The 16,093-nt window shown below is 65.3% G+C and carries 18 protein-coding genes and 1 tRNA gene; 12 read left to right on the forward strand and 7 right to left on the reverse strand.

The features are described 5' to 3' along the window. From ACN0TK_RS08105 to ACN0TK_RS08115, 3 genes are all read right to left on the reverse strand, one after another. On the reverse strand, positions 1-842 hold an 842-nt coding region (locus tag ACN0TK_RS08105; protein ID WP_417308968.1), incomplete at its 3' end, for a S1C family serine protease. Between the two features lie 90 nt (positions 843-932). Further along, positions 933-1,358: an arsenate reductase (glutaredoxin) gene (arsC, locus tag ACN0TK_RS08110; protein ID WP_417308969.1), complete on the reverse strand. Its 426-nt coding sequence runs from the start codon at positions 1,356-1,358 to the stop codon at positions 933-935. Beyond that, on the reverse strand, positions 1,355-2,047 hold the full coding sequence (locus ACN0TK_RS08115; RefSeq protein WP_417308970.1) for an aquaporin: 693 nt from the start codon (positions 2,045-2,047) through the stop codon (positions 1,355-1,357). The genes arsC and ACN0TK_RS08115 overlap by 4 nt, the downstream gene beginning before the upstream one ends. 130 nt (positions 2,048-2,177) lie before the next feature. Between ACN0TK_RS08115 and ACN0TK_RS08120 the strand changes: the two genes are divergently transcribed. The 4 genes from ACN0TK_RS08120 to ACN0TK_RS08135 all read left to right on the forward strand — a co-directional run bounded on the left by ACN0TK_RS08120 (position 2,178) and on the right by ACN0TK_RS08135 (position 5,641). Next, the gene (locus ACN0TK_RS08120; RefSeq protein WP_417308971.1) at positions 2,178-2,510 is read left to right on the forward strand and encodes an ArsR/SmtB family transcription factor; all 333 of its coding nucleotides are present in this window, start codon (positions 2,178-2,180) and stop codon (positions 2,508-2,510) included. A 94-nt stretch (positions 2,511-2,604) separates the two neighbouring features. Continuing rightward, positions 2,605-4,029 (forward strand): NAD(P)-binding domain-containing protein, encoded by a 1,425-nt coding sequence (locus tag ACN0TK_RS08125; RefSeq protein WP_417308972.1) that lies wholly within the window; start codon positions 2,605-2,607, stop codon positions 4,027-4,029. An 11-nt stretch (positions 4,030-4,040) separates the two neighbouring features. Next, positions 4,041-5,297, forward strand: coding sequence for an arsenite efflux MFS transporter ArsK (arsK, locus tag ACN0TK_RS08130; RefSeq protein WP_417308973.1), 1,257 nt, complete (start codon positions 4,041-4,043; stop codon positions 5,295-5,297). Continuing rightward, complete coding sequence (locus tag ACN0TK_RS08135) at positions 5,294-5,641, forward strand: RidA family protein (protein WP_417308974.1); 348 nt, start codon at positions 5,294-5,296, stop codon at positions 5,639-5,641. Before arsK ends, ACN0TK_RS08135 begins: the two co-directional genes overlap by 4 nt. Before the next feature lie 10 nt (positions 5,642-5,651). Here ACN0TK_RS08135 and ACN0TK_RS08140 read toward each other — a convergent pair whose 3' ends face one another. Further along, the gene (locus ACN0TK_RS08140) at positions 5,652-6,050 is read right to left on the reverse strand and encodes a DUF2934 domain-containing protein (RefSeq protein WP_417308975.1); all 399 of its coding nucleotides are present in this window, start codon (positions 6,048-6,050) and stop codon (positions 5,652-5,654) included. Between the two features lie 168 nt (positions 6,051-6,218). Here ACN0TK_RS08140 and ACN0TK_RS08145 point away from each other — a divergent pair, with 168 nt between their 5' ends. Then, positions 6,219-7,595, forward strand: a complete 1,377-nt coding sequence (locus tag ACN0TK_RS08145) for an FAD-containing oxidoreductase (RefSeq protein ID WP_417308976.1) — start codon at positions 6,219-6,221, stop codon at positions 7,593-7,595. 92 nt (positions 7,596-7,687) lie between these two features. Beyond that, the gene (locus ACN0TK_RS08150) at positions 7,688-8,023 is read left to right on the forward strand and encodes a hypothetical protein (protein ID WP_417308977.1); all 336 of its coding nucleotides are present in this window, start codon (positions 7,688-7,690) and stop codon (positions 8,021-8,023) included. Positions 8,024-8,074: 51 nt separating this feature from the next. Here ACN0TK_RS08150 and ACN0TK_RS08155 read toward each other — a convergent pair whose 3' ends face one another. Then, positions 8,075-9,283, reverse strand: a complete 1,209-nt coding sequence (locus ACN0TK_RS08155; protein ID WP_417308978.1) for a mandelate racemase/muconate lactonizing enzyme family protein — start codon at positions 9,281-9,283, stop codon at positions 8,075-8,077. Between the two features lie 244 nt (positions 9,284-9,527). On the opposite strand from ACN0TK_RS08155, the gene ACN0TK_RS08160 reads away from it, so the two are divergent. Next, positions 9,528-10,424 carry an NAD(P)/FAD-dependent oxidoreductase gene (locus tag ACN0TK_RS08160; protein ID WP_417308979.1) on the forward strand — a complete coding sequence of 299 codons (897 nt, stop codon included), beginning with the start codon at positions 9,528-9,530 and terminating at the stop codon, positions 10,422-10,424. Between the two features lie 62 nt (positions 10,425-10,486). Here ACN0TK_RS08160 and ACN0TK_RS08165 read toward each other — a convergent pair. Then, positions 10,487-10,561, reverse strand: a tRNA-Gly gene (locus ACN0TK_RS08165). A gap of 202 nt (positions 10,562-10,763) precedes the next feature. Here ACN0TK_RS08165 and ACN0TK_RS08170 point away from each other — a divergent pair. From ACN0TK_RS08170 to ACN0TK_RS08180, 3 genes are read left to right on the forward strand one after another with little or no spacing between them, the layout of a single operon-like run. Further along, the gene (locus tag ACN0TK_RS08170) at positions 10,764-11,711 is read left to right on the forward strand and encodes a tetratricopeptide repeat protein (protein WP_417308980.1); all 948 of its coding nucleotides are present in this window, start codon (positions 10,764-10,766) and stop codon (positions 11,709-11,711) included. 10 nt (positions 11,712-11,721) lie between these two features. After that, entirely contained in the window at positions 11,722-12,387 is a 666-nt protein-coding gene (locus tag ACN0TK_RS08175) for an LON peptidase substrate-binding domain-containing protein (protein WP_417308981.1), read from the forward strand. Next, a complete protein-coding gene (locus ACN0TK_RS08180) occupies positions 12,384-12,650 on the forward strand; it encodes a Trm112 family protein (RefSeq protein ID WP_417308982.1) in 267 nt (88 codons plus the stop codon). The genes ACN0TK_RS08175 and ACN0TK_RS08180 overlap by 4 nt, the downstream gene beginning before the upstream one ends. A gap of 42 nt (positions 12,651-12,692) precedes the next feature. Here ACN0TK_RS08180 and ACN0TK_RS08185 read toward each other — a convergent pair whose 3' ends face one another. After that, complete coding sequence (locus ACN0TK_RS08185) at positions 12,693-13,910, reverse strand: FAD-dependent monooxygenase (RefSeq protein WP_417308983.1); 1,218 nt, start codon at positions 13,908-13,910, stop codon at positions 12,693-12,695. Between the two features lie 327 nt (positions 13,911-14,237). On the opposite strand from ACN0TK_RS08185, the gene ACN0TK_RS08190 reads away from it, so the two are divergent. Together ACN0TK_RS08190 and ACN0TK_RS08195 are read left to right on the forward strand one after the other, a co-directional pair. Beyond that, the gene (locus ACN0TK_RS08190; protein WP_417308984.1) at positions 14,238-14,576 is read left to right on the forward strand and encodes a P-II family nitrogen regulator; all 339 of its coding nucleotides are present in this window, start codon (positions 14,238-14,240) and stop codon (positions 14,574-14,576) included. A gap of 23 nt (positions 14,577-14,599) precedes the next feature. Then, complete coding sequence (locus tag ACN0TK_RS08195; RefSeq protein WP_417308985.1) at positions 14,600-15,937, forward strand: ammonium transporter; 1,338 nt, start codon at positions 14,600-14,602, stop codon at positions 15,935-15,937. Positions 15,938-16,093 lie beyond the last annotated feature (156 nt).

The raw sequence follows: 16,093 nt of genomic DNA on the forward strand, positions 1-16,093 counted from the left end.
TCGCGGCCATCGCGCACGATGCGCATGGGCACTTCGGCGCCGGCCGGGCCGATGCTCCACACCTTGCGATACATGTCGGCCAACCCGTCGACGGCATTGTCGCGGACGTCCGAAATGATGTCGCCGCGCTTCAGCCCAGCATTGTCCGCCGGGCTGCCATCGGCAACGCTCATCACCACCACATCGCCGTCGCTCTCGGCCGAGAACACGCCGAGCCAGGGCCGCGGTTGGCGGTCGACCTGGCCATGGGTCAGGAGATCCTCGAGGATCGGTGGCAGGAGATCGATCGGCACCACCATGTTGATGTCGGCGACCGTCTCGTCCTGCACCATCTGCAGCCGCAGCGAGCCGATGCCGAGGAGCTTGCCCTCGGGGGTGGTCAGCGCCGCACCGCCCCAGCTCGGGTGGGCCGGGGCGATGAAGATCGCCTCGTCGAGCAGATATTCCCAGTAGCCCGCAAATTCCTGCTTGGCGACGATGGCGCCTTCGATGGCGTTGCCGCTGCCGTCACAGAAGATGACGGAATCGCCGGTATCGGCGTCGGTTGACGAGCCGAGTTCCAGCACCGGCAGGTCGAGCGGCGCCAGCGCCTGCACGAGACCGAAGCCGGTCGCCTGGTCATAGGCCAGCGCATGGGCCGGCACGACCGTGCCTTCATGCGTGGTCAGCCAGACCTCTTCGGCCTCGGTAATGAGATAGCCGATGGTGAGAACAAGGCCCTGATCGCCGATCACCACGCCGCTGCCTTCGCGAATGGTGCCCAGCGTATCCGCGGTGAACGCGTCCTCGGGGATGATTGTGCGCACGGCCACGACGGACCGCGCTATCGGTTCGATGATCATGCTTTTCCGTCCTGCTTCAACGGCGGGGGGAGCCGGAGGGCGATCGCGCCCGTTGCCTGAAAGGTAGGACGGCAGGGGCCAGCCTGCAAGTTAACGGGCGGTCAAACCCGGCCCGCCCGTGTTCACCACTTCGCCATCCTCCTTGGTGAACGGCCCGATATCGGGGTTTTCGAGAATCTCGAGCACCACTTCGGACGGCCGGCACAGGCGCGTGCCGCGTGGCGTGACGACGAAGGGGCGGTTGAGCAGGATCGGGTTGGCGGCAATGGCGTCGAGCAGCTCGGCATCGGTGATCGCCGGGTCATCGAGCCCCAGTTCGGCATAGGGCGTCCCCTTCTGCCGAAGCGCCTGGCGCAGGGTGAGGCCCGCGTCGCTGACCATTTGCATGATGGTCGCATTGTCGGGCGGGGTGACGAGATATTCGATCACTTCGGGCGCGACTCCGCTCTCGCGGATCATCGCCAGCGTGTTGCGCGAGGTGCCGCAATCGGGGTTGTGATAGATCGTGACGCTCATTTGGGGGTCTCCGACAGTTTCATGAGCCATGGCATGACGAGGCTGGCGACCAGCGCACCGCCCAGCTGCGCCACGATGAAGAACGGCATGTCGGCCGGCCGGATGCCGGAAAACGTGTCGGTGAAGGCGCGGGCGATCGTCACGGCCGGATTGGCGAAGGACGTGGACGCGGTGAACCAATAGGCGGCAATGATATAGAGCGCCACCATGGCGGGAATGGCCTCGGGACGGAACCTGCGGCCGGCGATGATGGTGGCGACGAGCCCGAAGCTCGCCACCGCCTCGGACAACAGCTGCGCATCGCCGGTCCGGGCGATGGTGCCGCCGGTGAGGGGCGCCAGCTCGAACATCAGATGCGCCAGCGCCGTGCCGGCAAGACCACCGGCCACCTGCGCTGCGACATAGGCCATACCGTAATGCGCTTCGATATCGCGGGTGAACATGGCGGAGAAGGTGACGACCGGGTTGAAATGCGCCCCCGAGATCGGGCCCAGCATATTGATCAGCACGTAGAGAATGGCACCGGTTGCCAGAGCATTGGCCAGCAGCATGACGCCGGTATCGGTGCTGAGCCGCTGCGCCATGATGCCCGAGCCGACGACAGTCGCGACCAGGAGGCAGGTGCCCAGCGCCTCGGCGATGAGACGGCGCGGCAGCGCATAATAGACCGGTGGCTTTACGGCGGGCATTGCGGCTCCTTGCGGCGCCTTTCGGCAGGGCGCTGCCGGTTTAGCCGGGCAATCGCGTGAGGTAAAGCCATATTTCTAGTACTATCGAAATAGGCTTGACCCACGCGACGAAAGGCCTATGCTTATTTCCATGGATATCGAAACAGCTTCCGCCCGCCTCGAAGCGCTGGGCAACCCGACCCGCCTCAGGATCTATCGCGCTCTGGTGCGTGCTGGTGCCAATGGCCTGCCGGTCGGGCAGTTGCAGCTGAAGCTCGATATCGCGGCCTCCACCCTGTCGCATCACATCCGGCGGCTGATGGATGTCGAACTGGTTGCCCAGGAGCGGCAGGGAACGACCTTGATCTGCCGCGCCAACTATTCGGTGATGGACGGGCTGATCGGCTATCTCGCGGACGAATGCTGCGCAGATGCCGGCGGCAGCTGCGCCCCCGCCACCCTTGCCGACGACACTGCCGCCTGACCAGCAGGCGGCACCGCCCACTACGCTGAACGAACGCACTATCCCGTCCGCCTCTCTCCAACTTATATTTCGATATTTCTGGAAGGATAAAATGATGACCACTAATACACTTCCTATCGCCGTCATCGGCGCTGGCCCGGTCGGGCTCGCCGCCGCCGCCCACCTGGTTGAGCGCGGGCTGCCGTTTATCGTCCTTGAGCGCAAGGGGCCCGGCGCGGCATTGCGCCAATGGGGTCAGATCGAACTGTTCTCGCCCTGGCGCCACAATATCGATGCCGCCGCCCGGAGCCTGCTGACAGCGACGGGATGGCGGGCACCGGACCCGGAAGGCCTGCCCACCGGCGATGCTATGGTGCAAGACTATCTCGCTCCGCTGGCCGCGCATCCGGCCATTGCGCCCAATCTCGTGACCGGGGCATCGGTGACTGCCATTTCGCGCGCCGGCCACGACAAGATGACCAGCCGGGCACGCGACACAGCTGCTTTCACCATCGCCTGGACCGATAGTGCCGGCGATGAGCATCGCACCCTGGCCCGCGCGGTGATCGACGCGACCGGCACCTTTTCGCAACCCAACCCGATGGGTGCCGATGGACTGCCGGTGCCGGGCGAGCGCGGGCTGGCGGATGCCGTTACCCATGGCTTGCCCGACGTCGCGGGCGAGGCGCGGGACCACTATGCGGGCAAGACAACGCTGGTCGTCGGCTCGGGCCATTCGGCGCTCAATACCATCCTGAGCCTGCTGAAGCTGAAACAGGACGATCCGTCGACACGCGTCATCTGGGCCATGCGCGCCAACCGGCTGCAGCGTCTGCTCGGGGGCGGGCTCAATGACCAGCTACCGGCGCGGGGCGCGCTCGGTCTCGCTGCCCAGAAGGCGCTGGAGGCGGGAGCGATGGAGGCGGGAGCGATGGAGGTGCTGACCGGTTTTGCGGCGACGCGGCTCAGCCGCGCCGGTGCGCGGATCGCGGTCGCGGGAACACTGGACGGCGACGAGACTGCTTTCGAGGTCGATCGCATCGTCGTCGCCACCGGTTTCCGGCCCGATCTGCAGATGCTGCAAGAATTGCGGGTTGCCATCGATCCGGCCACCGAGGCGCCGCCGGCGCTGTCGCCGCTGATCGATCCGAACGTACATTCCTGCGGTACCGTGCCGCCGCACGGCATGGTCGAACTGACCCATCCCGAGCCGGGGTTTTACATTGCCGGTTCCAAATCCTACGGCCGCGCGCCGACCTTTCTGATGGCGACCGGCTATGAGCAGGTCCGCTCGATCGCCGCCGAGCTCGCCGGTGACCATGCGGCGGCGCGCGACGTGCAGTTGGTGCTGCCGGAAACCGGCGTCTGTGGCGTACCGGGCAGCGTCGATATCGGCGGGAGTGCCGGCTGTTGCGGCGGTCCGGCGCAATCGGCAGACGCCTGCTGCGTCGCCGATGAGACAGCCAAGGCGGCGGGAGAGGCCGGCTGCGGCTGCGGCAGCAAGACTGCGCAGCCGGGCCGGACGTCTGAGCTCGCCTGAGCGTCCGCCACATGGCGCGAGCCATTCCCGTTTTGGTGATCTGGGGGCTCGGTCTCACCCAGATCATCGGCTTCGGCACGCTCTACTACGCCTTCGGCGTTCTCGCCCCGGCCATTGCCGCCGATTTCGGCTGGGCCGAGCCGTGGCTCTTCGGCCTGTTTTCGGCAGCGGTGCTCGCCGGTGGTCTCGTCGCGCCCTTGATCGGCGGCTGGGCCGATCGGTTCGGGGCCGCACGGGTAATGAGCATCGGCGCGCTGCTGGTGGCCCTCAGCCTTGCGGGCTGCGCGATCGCACCCGAACCCCTGGCCTATGGCGCGGGCCTGCTGTCGGCCGAGCTCGCCTCAGGCGCCGTGCTCTATGCCATCGCCTTCACCGCCCTGACCCAGTGGAGTGGCGGGACAGGGGCCCCGCGCGCCATCACGCTACTGACGCTGATCGGCGGCTTCGCCTCGACGCTGTTCTGGCCATTCACCGCCTGGCTGCTCGACGCTTTCGGCTGGCGCGGGGTGCATCTGGTGTTTGCCGGTCTGCATCTCGCCATCTGCCTGCCGATACATCTGCTGGTCGCGCGTCACGCTCCGGCTCGCGGCGCCACAACCGAAACCGCCGCGGCAAGTGATATCATCTCGCCCACCAACGATATCGAACCGATCGTGGCGCAGCGCCTGCTGCTGCTCGGCTTCGGGCTGATCGGTTTCACCTTAGCGGCGGTGCTGGTGCACATGGTGCCCACTCTCACGGCCCTGGGGCTCGGCTCGAGCGCCCTGGTCGTCTCCAGCCTGTTCGGTCCGGCGCAGGTCCTGGCCCGACTGGCCAACATGCAGTTCGGTCGCCGGTTGTCCCAGCTCTGGCTGGCGGTCATCGCCGCCGGCTGCCTGCCGCTGGCCATCCTGGTGCTGATCGGCAGCAGCCCGTCACTGGCCGGCGCGCTGGTCTTCGCGCTGCTGTTCGGGGTCGGTTCGGGGCTGTCGAGCATTGTCAGCGGCACGCTGCCGTTGGTGCTGTTCGGGCGCGAGGGCTACGGTCGCCGGGTCGGTGCCATCGGTGCGGCGCGCGCCATCGCCTCGGCCTTCGCCCCGGTGCTGTTCGCCGTCGGTGTCAGCCTGTTTTCTGCCGCACTGGCGCTTGGCCTCACGGCCGCCGCTGCGCTGGGCGCCCTTGCCTGCTTTTGCCGCATCGCCTGGCTCGACACGCGGCCCGTGGCCTTTCCTCGCCGCCCTCGAGCCGCTAAGACCGCGGCCAGTCACGACCAAAGGAGAGTTTCATGACCATCACCCGTTTTCAGCCCGGCAGCCGGATGAGCGCCGCCGTGCGTCATGGCGATACGGTCTATGTGTCGGGTCAGGTGCCCGATGACTGGAATGGCACCATCGAGCAGCAGACGCGCGAGTGCCTCGCGACCATCGACAAGCTGCTGGCCGAGGCTGGCACGGACAAGTCGAAGGCCGTGTTCGTTCAGGTGATCCTCAACAGCATCGGCGACTTCGCTGCGATGAACGCCGAATACGACAAGTGGATCGACCCGGCCAACCCGCCGGCCCGCGCCTGCATCGAAGCCCGTCTGGCCTTCCCGAACATCAAGGTCGAAATCATCGTCACCGCTGCCGCCTGAGTGGCACCGGCTATTTCGATTTGACACCTGGAACGGCGGCGCGAGGTTTCGGCGCCGCCTTTTTCATGGACTTCGCCACGTCATCGATCTTCGCCCGCAGCTTGGCGGGTTTGTCAGCCTTTGCAGGCTTCGGGGCTTTAGGCGCCTTTGGCGCCTTTGGCGCCTTCGGCTTGGCCGCCTTGGCGGGCTTTGCCGGCGGCTCGGCTTCAGCCGCTGCCTGCGCCTCGGCCACGCCCTGCGCCTGACTCTTGACCATCTGCGCCTTGGCTTCTTCCTGAGCGCGATGCCAATAGACCTCGCCATTGCCTTCGGGCCGCCCGTCGGCCTCCCACAGGTGATAGGCGCGATCGCGAATGGCCTCTTCGCTGAGCATTTGCTCGATCTTTTCAGACTCTGATGGTTCGGACATCTTCACCCTCCTCATGGGCGGGGTGCGCCACACTGGCGCCACGGCCCAATTGCTCGATTATGGAGCCTAACAGCGTTGCGACGCGGGGGAAGTCACGACGTCGCACACGAGCTATGAACGCCATGCGCCCTCGCGCGTTCCTCTGAGACGCCACAAAGAGGACAGATCATGACCGAGCAGTTTGATGCCATCGTTATCGGAGCCGGACAGGCAGGACCGCCGCTCGCTGCCAAGCTGGCAGGCACTGGTCAGAAGGTCGCCCTGATCGAACGGCACCTGCTCGGCGGCACCTGCGTCAACGATGGCTGCACCCCGACCAAGGCGCTGGTGGCGACGGCCCGGGTGGCGCATCAGGCGCGCCGCAGCGACGATTTCGGCATCGGCACCGGCCCGGTGACGGTCGACATGCCAAAGGTCATGGCCCGCAAGAACGAACTGACCGCCGCATCGCGCAAGAGCCTCAACAAATGGCTGACCGGTACCGACGGGCTGGAGCTGATCTTTGGCGATGCCAGCTTTACCGATCCGCACACCATTGCGGTGAACGGGCGTGCGCTGAAGGCCGACCGGATCTTCATCAATACCGGCGCCCGCGCCGCCATCCCCGATTTCCCGGGCCTCGACGAGACACCCTATCTCACCAACACCTCGATCCTCGAACTCGACGCCGTTCCCGAGCATCTGCTGATCGCCGGCGGCTCCTATATCGGGCTCGAGTTCGCCCAGATGTTCCACCGCTTTGGCGCGAAGGTGACGGTGATCGAGAAGGGGTCGCACATTGCCGGCAAGGAAGATCCCGAGATTTCCGACCTCGTGCGCGAGATCCTCGAGGACGAGGGGATCACCATCATCACCGGCGCCAAGGACTTCTCCTGCGCGCCGGATGGCGATGGCGTCGCAGTCAGTGTCTCGGTGGACGGTGAACCGAAGCAGCTATCCGGCAGCCACCTGCTGCTCGCACTCGGCCGCAAGCCCAATGTCGACGCGCTGAACCTCGACGCAGCCGGTGTCGCGCTCGACGAGCGCGGCTATATCGGCGTCGACGATCACCTCGTCACCAATGTGCCGCATATCTTCGCGCTGGGCGACGTGAACGGCAAAGGCGCCTTCACCCATACGTCCTACAACGACTTCGAGATCGTCTCGGCCAACCTGCTCGACGGTGACGACCGCAAGGTCTCGGACCGGATCATGACCTATGCGCTCTACACCGACCCGCCGCTGGGCCGCGCCGGCATGACCGAAACTCAGGTCAAGAAAGCCGGCATCAAGGCGGTGAAGGCCACCATGCAGATGACCGGCGTCGGCCGGGCCCGCGAGCGGGCCGAAACCCGAGGCATGATGAAGGTGCTGGCGGAGGCCGACACGCACCGGATTCTGGGCGTCGCCCTGCTCGGTATCGAGGCCGACGAAGCCGTCCATATCCTGCTTGACGCGATGGCGGCCGGACTGCCCTATGACCAGATTCAGCGCACCATGCACATTCATCCCACGGTCAGCGAACTGATACCCACCCTGCTGGCCGATTTTAAACCTTTAGATTAATCATATTGTTGCCCGGTACTGCCTGTGAATTGACTCCGCCTTGAAGGTGGACGACATGCGCACGGCGGCGTCGGGCTTGAGGGACGCGAAACTTGTCTGAGCAGATATCCGATACCGTGGTGCAGTTCCGCGTGAAGCGGGCAACGGAGTTCATCCGGCAATGGCGCGGCAATGCCGAGCGCCTACTCGCCATGGCCGAGACCGAAATGCCGGCGCTGGTGCGCAATGACGCCCTCAACGAAGCCCAGACCGCCATGTCGATCGTTGCGCGGCGCGGCGCCGAACTCGAGGCGCTGACCAAGCAGCGCGGCTATGGCGACTGGCCCGCCGACCCCGTGGTCAGCCCGATCATCAAGGATCTCCGCGCCCTCGTCGACGCACTGGAGAAGGCCGCCGTTCACCTGCAAAGCGGCGGTACCGAAAGCTGAAGGGCCCCGCAGGGCCCTTCGCACGTCTCTGAAATCTGAAGCCGCAACCGCTTAGTCGTCGAAAAAGTCCGAGTCGCCGTCGGTCAGGTACTTCTTGGCCTCCTTGGCGATCAGGTTGACGCCGAGGCCCGGACGATCCGGCACGTCGATCAGCCCGCCTTTGACCGGCATCTCGTCGAAGCCTTCGGTGATGTCGTACCAGAAGGGCTCGAAGCGCGCCGGATATTCAAAGGCGATCAGATTGTCGGGCATGGTGGCGCAGACCTGGATCAGCGCGGCGAGACCGAGAATGCCATTGGCCGTGCCATGCGGCGCCATCGCGATGCCGTGCAGGTCAGCATATTCGGCGATCCACTTGATCTCGGCGAGACCGCCGACGTCGCAGGGGTCGGGTCCCACGACATTTACCGCGTGGCTCTCGATCAGCGCCTTGTAGTTCTGGCGCAGGTAGATCTGCTCACCGGTGTGGATCGGCGTCGTCGTGTGATAGGTGATCTCGCGATAAACGTCGGGGTTCACGTAAGGCACGTAATCGCCGGTGATCATGTCCTCGACCCACATCAGGTGCAGGTGTTCCACCGCCTTGGCGAGGCGCAGCGCATCGAGCGGCATGAAGCCCGGACCCGCGTCGACCGCGGTATTGTACCCGGCGCCCAGCGTTTCACGCGCCGAGGTGATGCAGGCGACGAGATGATCGAGACCCTCCTTGGTCATCGTCCCCTTGTGCGGATAGGGGAAGGGCGCAGAATGCTGCACTTCCCCGTAAAAATAGTCCGGAAAATCGCGCACCATCGACGAGTGAAAGGCGCTCGGCAGCTTGAACAGGGTGAACTCGCCCTTCAGCGACTTGCCGTATTCGGCCCAGCGCTTGTAGCCCTCGGGCGTATGCTCGGCGCCGCCCTCAACTTCATGGTGGTAGAGCGTGCGATAGGTGCGGACCTGGTCACGCACCTTGCCGCCCAGCAGCCGGTAGACCGGCGCGTTCAGCGCCTTGCCCGCGATGTCCCACAGCGCATGCTCGATGGCCGAAACCGCCGAACCAAAGGGCTTGAAGCCGCCGCGTACCCGGATGCGGCGCATGACGCGCTCCACGTCGCGCGGATCCTCGCCGACGATCCAGCTCTTGAGGTCCAGCACCTGCGGTTTGACGTAGGGCTTCGGCGTCTCGATCTGCGCCCAGCCGGTAATGCCCTCGTCGGTCGTGATGCGGATCACCGGGCTATTGGCAATGACGGCGCACTTGAGATCGGTAATTTTCACGGGACGGACCCTCCTCAAAATCCAGTCGTTCGCGACAGTCTCGTTCCTATAGCGCCCACCGGGGCTTTTGAAGGCCACATTGCCCCCGGGACGTACGATAGGTCCGATTTTGTGTACGATTTACGCGCCCCGCCACGACGACACCTGCCCCAGCTGCCCCGCCGCGCCTGCCGCCAGACTTGCAGCTTGACGCGCCGCCCCTAATTGTAACATACAATGTTACATCACTCAGCAGGAGACAGTCATGCACGACGCCATCGTCATCGGCGGCAGCTTTGCCGGCCTCGCCGCCGCCACCTATATCGCCCGCGCCCGTCGCGACGTGCTGGTTCTCGACACCGGCGCACCGCGCAACCGCTTCGCCGAAAAGTCGCACGGCTTCCTGACCCGCGACGACCAGCCGCCCGGCGACCTGCTGGAGATCGCCCGCACCCAGCTCATCCGCTATCCGACCGCCAGGATCGAGTCCGGCCAGGCGGTTTCGGCAAAGGCTGCTGCCGAGGGCTTTACCGTGACGCTCTCCGACGGGGAGACCCGCGCCGCGCGGCGGCTGGTTCTCGCCTATGGCGTTTCGGACCAGCTGCCGGACATCCCCGGCCTCGCCGAGCGCTGGGGGCGCACGGTGATCCCCTGCCCGTATTGCCACGGCTATGAATTCGCCGGGCAGCGGCTGGGCGTGCTGCGGCTCGGCGAGCACTCCGGCCACCAGGCGCAGCTGATTCCCGAATGGGGCCCGACGACCTATTTCCTCAATGGCGGCGCGGCGCCGGATTCCGAACTGCGCGCCGAACTTGACCGCCGCGGTGTCGACATCGAACCCAGACGGATCGCGCGGCTGGCGGGTGAGGGCACGGCCCTGTCGGAGGTGATCTTTGCCGATGGCAGCAGCCGCGCGCTCGATGCGCTCTATATCGGCCCCCCGGCGCGCGCCAACAGCGACATCGCCACCCAGCTCGGCTGCGCCCACGAGGAGACCTTCTGGGGCAAGCTGATCACCACCGACGCCCTGCAGGCAACCAGCGTACCCGGTGTCTTCGCAGCCGGTGACATCGCCCGCGCCGGCCATTCGGTGACCTTCGCCGCCGCCGACGGCGTCATGGCCGGCACGGCGCTGCACCGCTCACTGGTCTTTGTTGGATAAAGGGGGCAAATGCCCTGAACGCAAAAAGGCCGGACAGTGCTGTCCGGCCCTTTTTGAGTATTTGGAGCGGGCGATGGGATTCGAACCCACGACCCTAACCTTGGCAAGGTTATGCTCTACCCCTGAGCTACACCCGCGCTCCATCGCCGAGCAACGATGCCTTGGCATCGGGTCGACGGGCGCCTATATGCCCAATCGAACCTGCCTTTGCAACCCAAATTTGATGGTCGCTGTCGGTGGTGTTCGCAACACCGTTAAACTCGGGATATCCTTGCCTCTCAAGGCCCCGAAAAGGCACATGGCGCGGACCACCGCGCAAATATTGGAAGCGATACGGACATGACGATGGATCTCACCGGCCTCAATTCCACGCCCGCGGCAGCCCAGGTGCCCGGGCTGATCAGCGAATCGAGCGACCAGGCCTTCAAGGCCGATGTCATCGACGCATCGCTCGAGGCGCCTGTGATGGTGGATTTCTGGGCCCCCTGGTGCGGTCCGTGCCGTCAGCTCACCCCGGCGCTGGAAAAGGTGGTCAATGAAAAGGGCGGCAAGATCCGCCTGGTGAAGATCAATATCGACGAGCACCCCGGTGTCGCCGGTCAGCTTGGCGTGCAGTCGATTCCCGCAGTCTTTGCCTTTGCCGGCGGACGTCCCGTCGATGCCTTCATGGGCGCCCTGCCCGAATCCGAAGTGCGAAAGTTTGCCGACAAGGTGATCGCCGCCGCTCCCGCCGGTCAGCCGGCCGGTGATTCGATCGAGGCCCAGATCACTCAGGCCATGGAAGCCGCCGATGCGGCCTTTGCCGCCAATGACCTGAACCAGGCGGCGCAAATCTATGGCATGGTGCTGCAGCACAAGCCCGATCATGCAGCCGCCATCACCGGTATGGCGCATGTGTTCGTGAAGGTCGGCGATTTCGACCAGGCCCGGGCCGTGCTGGACACCATGCCCGAAGCCGAGCGCAAGGGCGCGGCATATGACAGCCTCGTCGCTGCGCTGAAGCTGCAGGACGAAGCCAAGGGCATTTCGGGCGCTGACGAACTCGAATCGCGCCTCGCGGCGGATCCCGATGACCACCAGGCACGTTTCGATCTCGCGGTGCGTCACAATGCCGAAGGCCGCAAGGTCGAGGCTGCCGAACAGCTCGTCGCGCTGATGAAGCGCTCGCGCGAATGGAACGAGGACGGCGCCCGCATCAAGCTGCTCGAACTGTTCGAAGCCTGGGGCCCCAAGGACCCCGCCACCCTTAAGGGCCGCCGCATGCTTTCGGCGGTGCTGTTCTCGTAAAGGAAACCCGATGTCGCAGCGTCCCCAGTCTCCGGCCGACCTGCCTGCCTCGATCCCGCTGTTTCCCCTCAACGGCGCGCTGCTGCTGCCGTTCGCGCGCCGTCCGCTGAACATTTTCGAACCGCGCTATCTGGCGCTGATCGACCACGCCCTGAAGACCGACCGGCTGATCGGGCTGATTCAGCCGCGCGACACCGACGAGGAAAGCCCGCAAGGCGCCGCGCCGCTGCAGGAGATCGGCTGCGTCGGCCGGCTGGTGCAGTTCGAGGAAGTGGAAGACCAGCGCTATTTCGTCGTGCTGGAAGGCGTATGCCGCTTCCGTTTCATCAAGGACGTGACGGCGCTGACGCCCTTCCGCCGCGCGATGATCGACGCGACCGGGTTTGCCCGGGACTTCGAGCGCACCCACGGCGAGGAGGCGGTGAACCGCGAACGCTTCCTCAAGATGATGCGCGACTATGCCGAGTTCGGCAATTTCGACCTCGACTGGGACGAGATCGAAAAGACCGGCACCGCCGACCTCGTCAACTTCTGCTGCATGGTCTCGCCCTATGGCGCCGCCGAAAAGCAGGCGCTGCTGGAAGCCGACACGCTCGAGGCGCGCGCCGAAACGCTGATGGCGATGGCTGAATTCGAGATGGCCAAGGGCGGCGACGAGAACGCACCGCTCAATTGACCCAGTCGGCCCGCCCGCCGCAGGTCAATCCGCGCCACGTGGTCGATCCGCGTACGCTGGAAATGCTGGTCTGTCCGCTGACCAAGACGCGGCTGAGCCTGAGCGAGAACGGCGAGGAGCTGATTTCGGTCGCCGCCCACCTTGCCTTTCCGATTCGCCTTGGTGTGCCCATGCTCAGCCTCGACGAAGCGCGCGAGCTCGACCGCGACGAACTCGACCGCCTGACCCACAAGGACCGCAAGCAGCGCCCGCCCCAGAGCTAGGTACCGGCAGCTGCCTGGCGAGGCGTCAGAGACGGAAAGCGCTCAGATCGCCTGGCCGCGCAGCAGCCGCGGCCCGGATTTCTCGACACCCGCGGCACGCGAGATCAGAAAATCCTTGATCGGGCCGAGCCGGTCGACGACGCCGAGGCCGAGATCGCGCACTGCGCGGACCGAGGCGATGTCGTTGGAAAACAGCCGGTTCATCCCGTCGGTCACCATTGCCATCAGCGCGGTGTCGACCCGGCGCCAGCTCTGGTAGCGGGCCAGCACATCCGGCGCGCCAGGATCCATGCCGAGCCGCAGCGCTTCGACCGCCACCTCTGCCAGTGCCGCCACATCCTTGAGCCCCAGATTGAGCCCCTGCCCCGCGATCGGGTGTACCACATGCGCGGCATCGCCGATCAGCGCCAGCCGCGAGGCAATTACGCTGCGCGCCAGCTGCAGATGCAGCGGAAACACCTGGATCGGTTCGTCGACCGTGACCGTGCCGAGCGCCGAACCCATCGCCGCCTCGATCTCGGCGGCCGCCGCCTCGGGGGGCAGCGCCTTGATCCGCGCCGCCTCGGTCGGCGTTTCGGTCCACACCAGCGAGGAGCGATTGCCGGTGAGCGGCAGGCTGGCGAAGGGCCCCGCCGGCCGGAAATGCTCGTAGGCCGTGCCCTCGTGTGGCAGCTCGTGCGAAATCGTCGTGACGATGCCGGACTGCTGATAGGCATGGCCGAACGTCTTGATGCCCGCCATGTCGCGCAGCGCCGAGCGCGCGCCATCGGCCGCGATCACCAGCGGCGCGGAAATCGTGCGCCCATCGGCAAGGCTCAGCGTGCCGGACCCGCCGGTGCCGGAAAACCCGGTGACCTCGACCGGCGCCAGCATGTCGACGCGCCCCTCGAGCGCCCCGAGCAGGGCGGCGACGCTGGCCCGGTTCGGCACCAGATGTGCATAGGGCTCGCCCGGCGCCACATCGCCGGCAAAACTCAGAAACAGCGGGCGCGAGATATCGCCGGTGCCCGAATCGGTGATTTTCATCAGCCGCACCGGCTCGGCCTCGGGCGCCATGGCCTGCCACACGCCGAGCTGTTCGAAGCTGCGCCGCACGCCCGCAGCCAGCGCCGAGGCGCGGTGGTCGACCGGCACTGTGAACGGACGGCGGTCGAGAATGCCGACCTTCAGACCCTTAAGTGACCGCACCAGCGCCAGCGCCATGCTGAGCCCGACCGGGCCACCACCGACAATTGCCACGTCATAGCGGGTCTCAGCCATTTGGGGTCTCCTTGATCACGATGAAGATGTCGCGCCTTTCCCGTGGCAGGGCAAGAGGACCCGGTGCCGCGGGGCCCGAACCATCCACTATCCGCCACGGCCAGAACCCTGATGTACATTTGGTGATTACGTTTTAGGCAACAGCGTAAAATTTGCTCACCTTATACGCAATCATGCGGGTCGCGTTGGTCAGTTTTGGGCAAGGCTTACCAGTTGCTGGCAATATAGACGCGTAATTTCAATAACTTATAAATTGTGGCACGAGTCTGGCACGCCCCTTGAGTCTGTAATTGCGATTGCAAACCGCAAGAAGCGAAAGGGGCATCCATGAAGCTGGTGATCGCCATCATCAAGCCATCGCGTCTCGAGGAGGTCCGGCAGGCCCTCAACTCTCTCGACGTGCACGGCATGACCGTGACTGAAGTCAAAGGCTATGGCCGTCAGAAGGGCCATTCGGAAATCTACCGCGGCACGGAATATGCCGTGCATTTCCTGCCGAAACTGAAAATCGAGATCGCCGTGGACGACGCTCAGTCCGACGCGATCGTGACCGCCATTCGCGAAAGCGCGCAGACCGGCCGCATCGGTGACGGCAAGGTCTTCGTGCTCGACCTGCTCGGCCTCACCCGCATCCGTACCGGCGAAACCGGCGCATCCGCCCTGTGATCCAGCTCGGGAGATCCATTTCAATGACATCCAAGTTCCCCACCAAACTCCTGGGCACGGCGGCGATTGCATCGCTGCTTCTCGCCCTGCCAGCGCTCGGTCAGGATGCCCCTGCCGAAGTCGTGGAACCCGCCGTCGAGGCGACGGCCACGCCTGAATGGGCCCTGATCTTCAACACGCTGCTCTTCCTCATCGGCGGCTTCCTGGTCATGTGGATGGCCGCGGGCTTTGCCATGCTCGAGGCCGGCCTCGTCCGCACCAAGAACGTGTCGATGCAGTGCCTGAAGAACATCGCGCTCTATTCCGTCGCCGGCATCATGTTCTGGGTCACCGGCTACTCGCTGATGTACACGGGCGTCGACGGCGGCTTCATCGGCTCCTTCGGCCCCTACGGCTTCCCGGCCCCGGGCGCTGACACCGGCGAAGCCGGCTATTCGGTCGCTTCGGACTGGTTCTTCCAGATGGTGTTCTGCGCCACCACGGCGTCGATCGTTTCCGGCACCCTGGCCGAACGCATCAAGATCTGGCCGTTCATGCTCTTCACGGTCATCCTGACCGGCTTCATCTACCCGATCGCCGGTTCCTGGCAGTGGGGCGGCGGCTGGCTGAGCGAAATGGGCTTCTCCGATTTCGCCGGTTCGACCCTCGTTCACTCCGTCGGTGGCTGGGCCGCTCTCGCTGGTGTGCTGCTGCTTGGTGCGCGTAAGGGCAAGTACAACGCCGATGGCACCGTCAACGCGATCACCGGTTCCTCGATCCCGCTGGCGACCCTCGGCATGTTCATCCTGTGGCTCGGCTGGTTCGGCTTCAACGGCGCTTCCCAGCTCGCCATGGGCACCATCGCCGACGCCGGCGACGTGAGCCGCATCTTCGCCAACACCAACATGGCCGCTGCAGCCGGTGCTGTCGCTGCGATGATCGTCACCCAGCTGATGTACAAGAAGATCGACGTCACCATGGTGATCAACGGCGCCCTCGCGGGTCTCGTCTCGATCACTGCCGAGCCGCTGATGCCCTCCATGCCGATTGCACTGCTGATCGGTGCCGTGGGTGGCGTGATCGTGGTGTTCGTTGTCCCGCTGCTCGATCGCCTGAAGATCGACGACGTGGTCGGCGCCATCCCGGTCCACCTGGTCTGCGGAATCTGGGGCACGCTCATCGTCCCGCTGTCCAACCCGGACACGAACTACGGCACGCAGATCGTCGGCATCCTTGCCTACGGCGTGTTCACCTTCGTGGTCTCCGGCATCGTGTGGTTCATCATCAAGATGGTGATCGGCATGCGCGCCAGCGAGGAAGAAGAAGAGATGGGGCTCGACATGGCCGAGGTCGGCGTCGAAGCCTACCCCGAGTTCAAGTAACGCCTTTCGGGGGGCGGTCCGCCGCCTCCCGTTTCTCCCGCATGCCGCCGAGCGGCGTGCAGTTCGTGCCCTCTTGGCCCGCCACAGAGGCTTCCCACTCGCAAACCGCACGGACTGCACACCCCTCGCCGGATGGCCCCTGAGCCGCACAATTGA

The sequence above is a fragment of the Devosia sp. genome (assembly GCF_048261455.1).
Classification (GTDB): Bacteria; Pseudomonadota; Alphaproteobacteria; order Rhizobiales; family Devosiaceae; genus Devosia_A.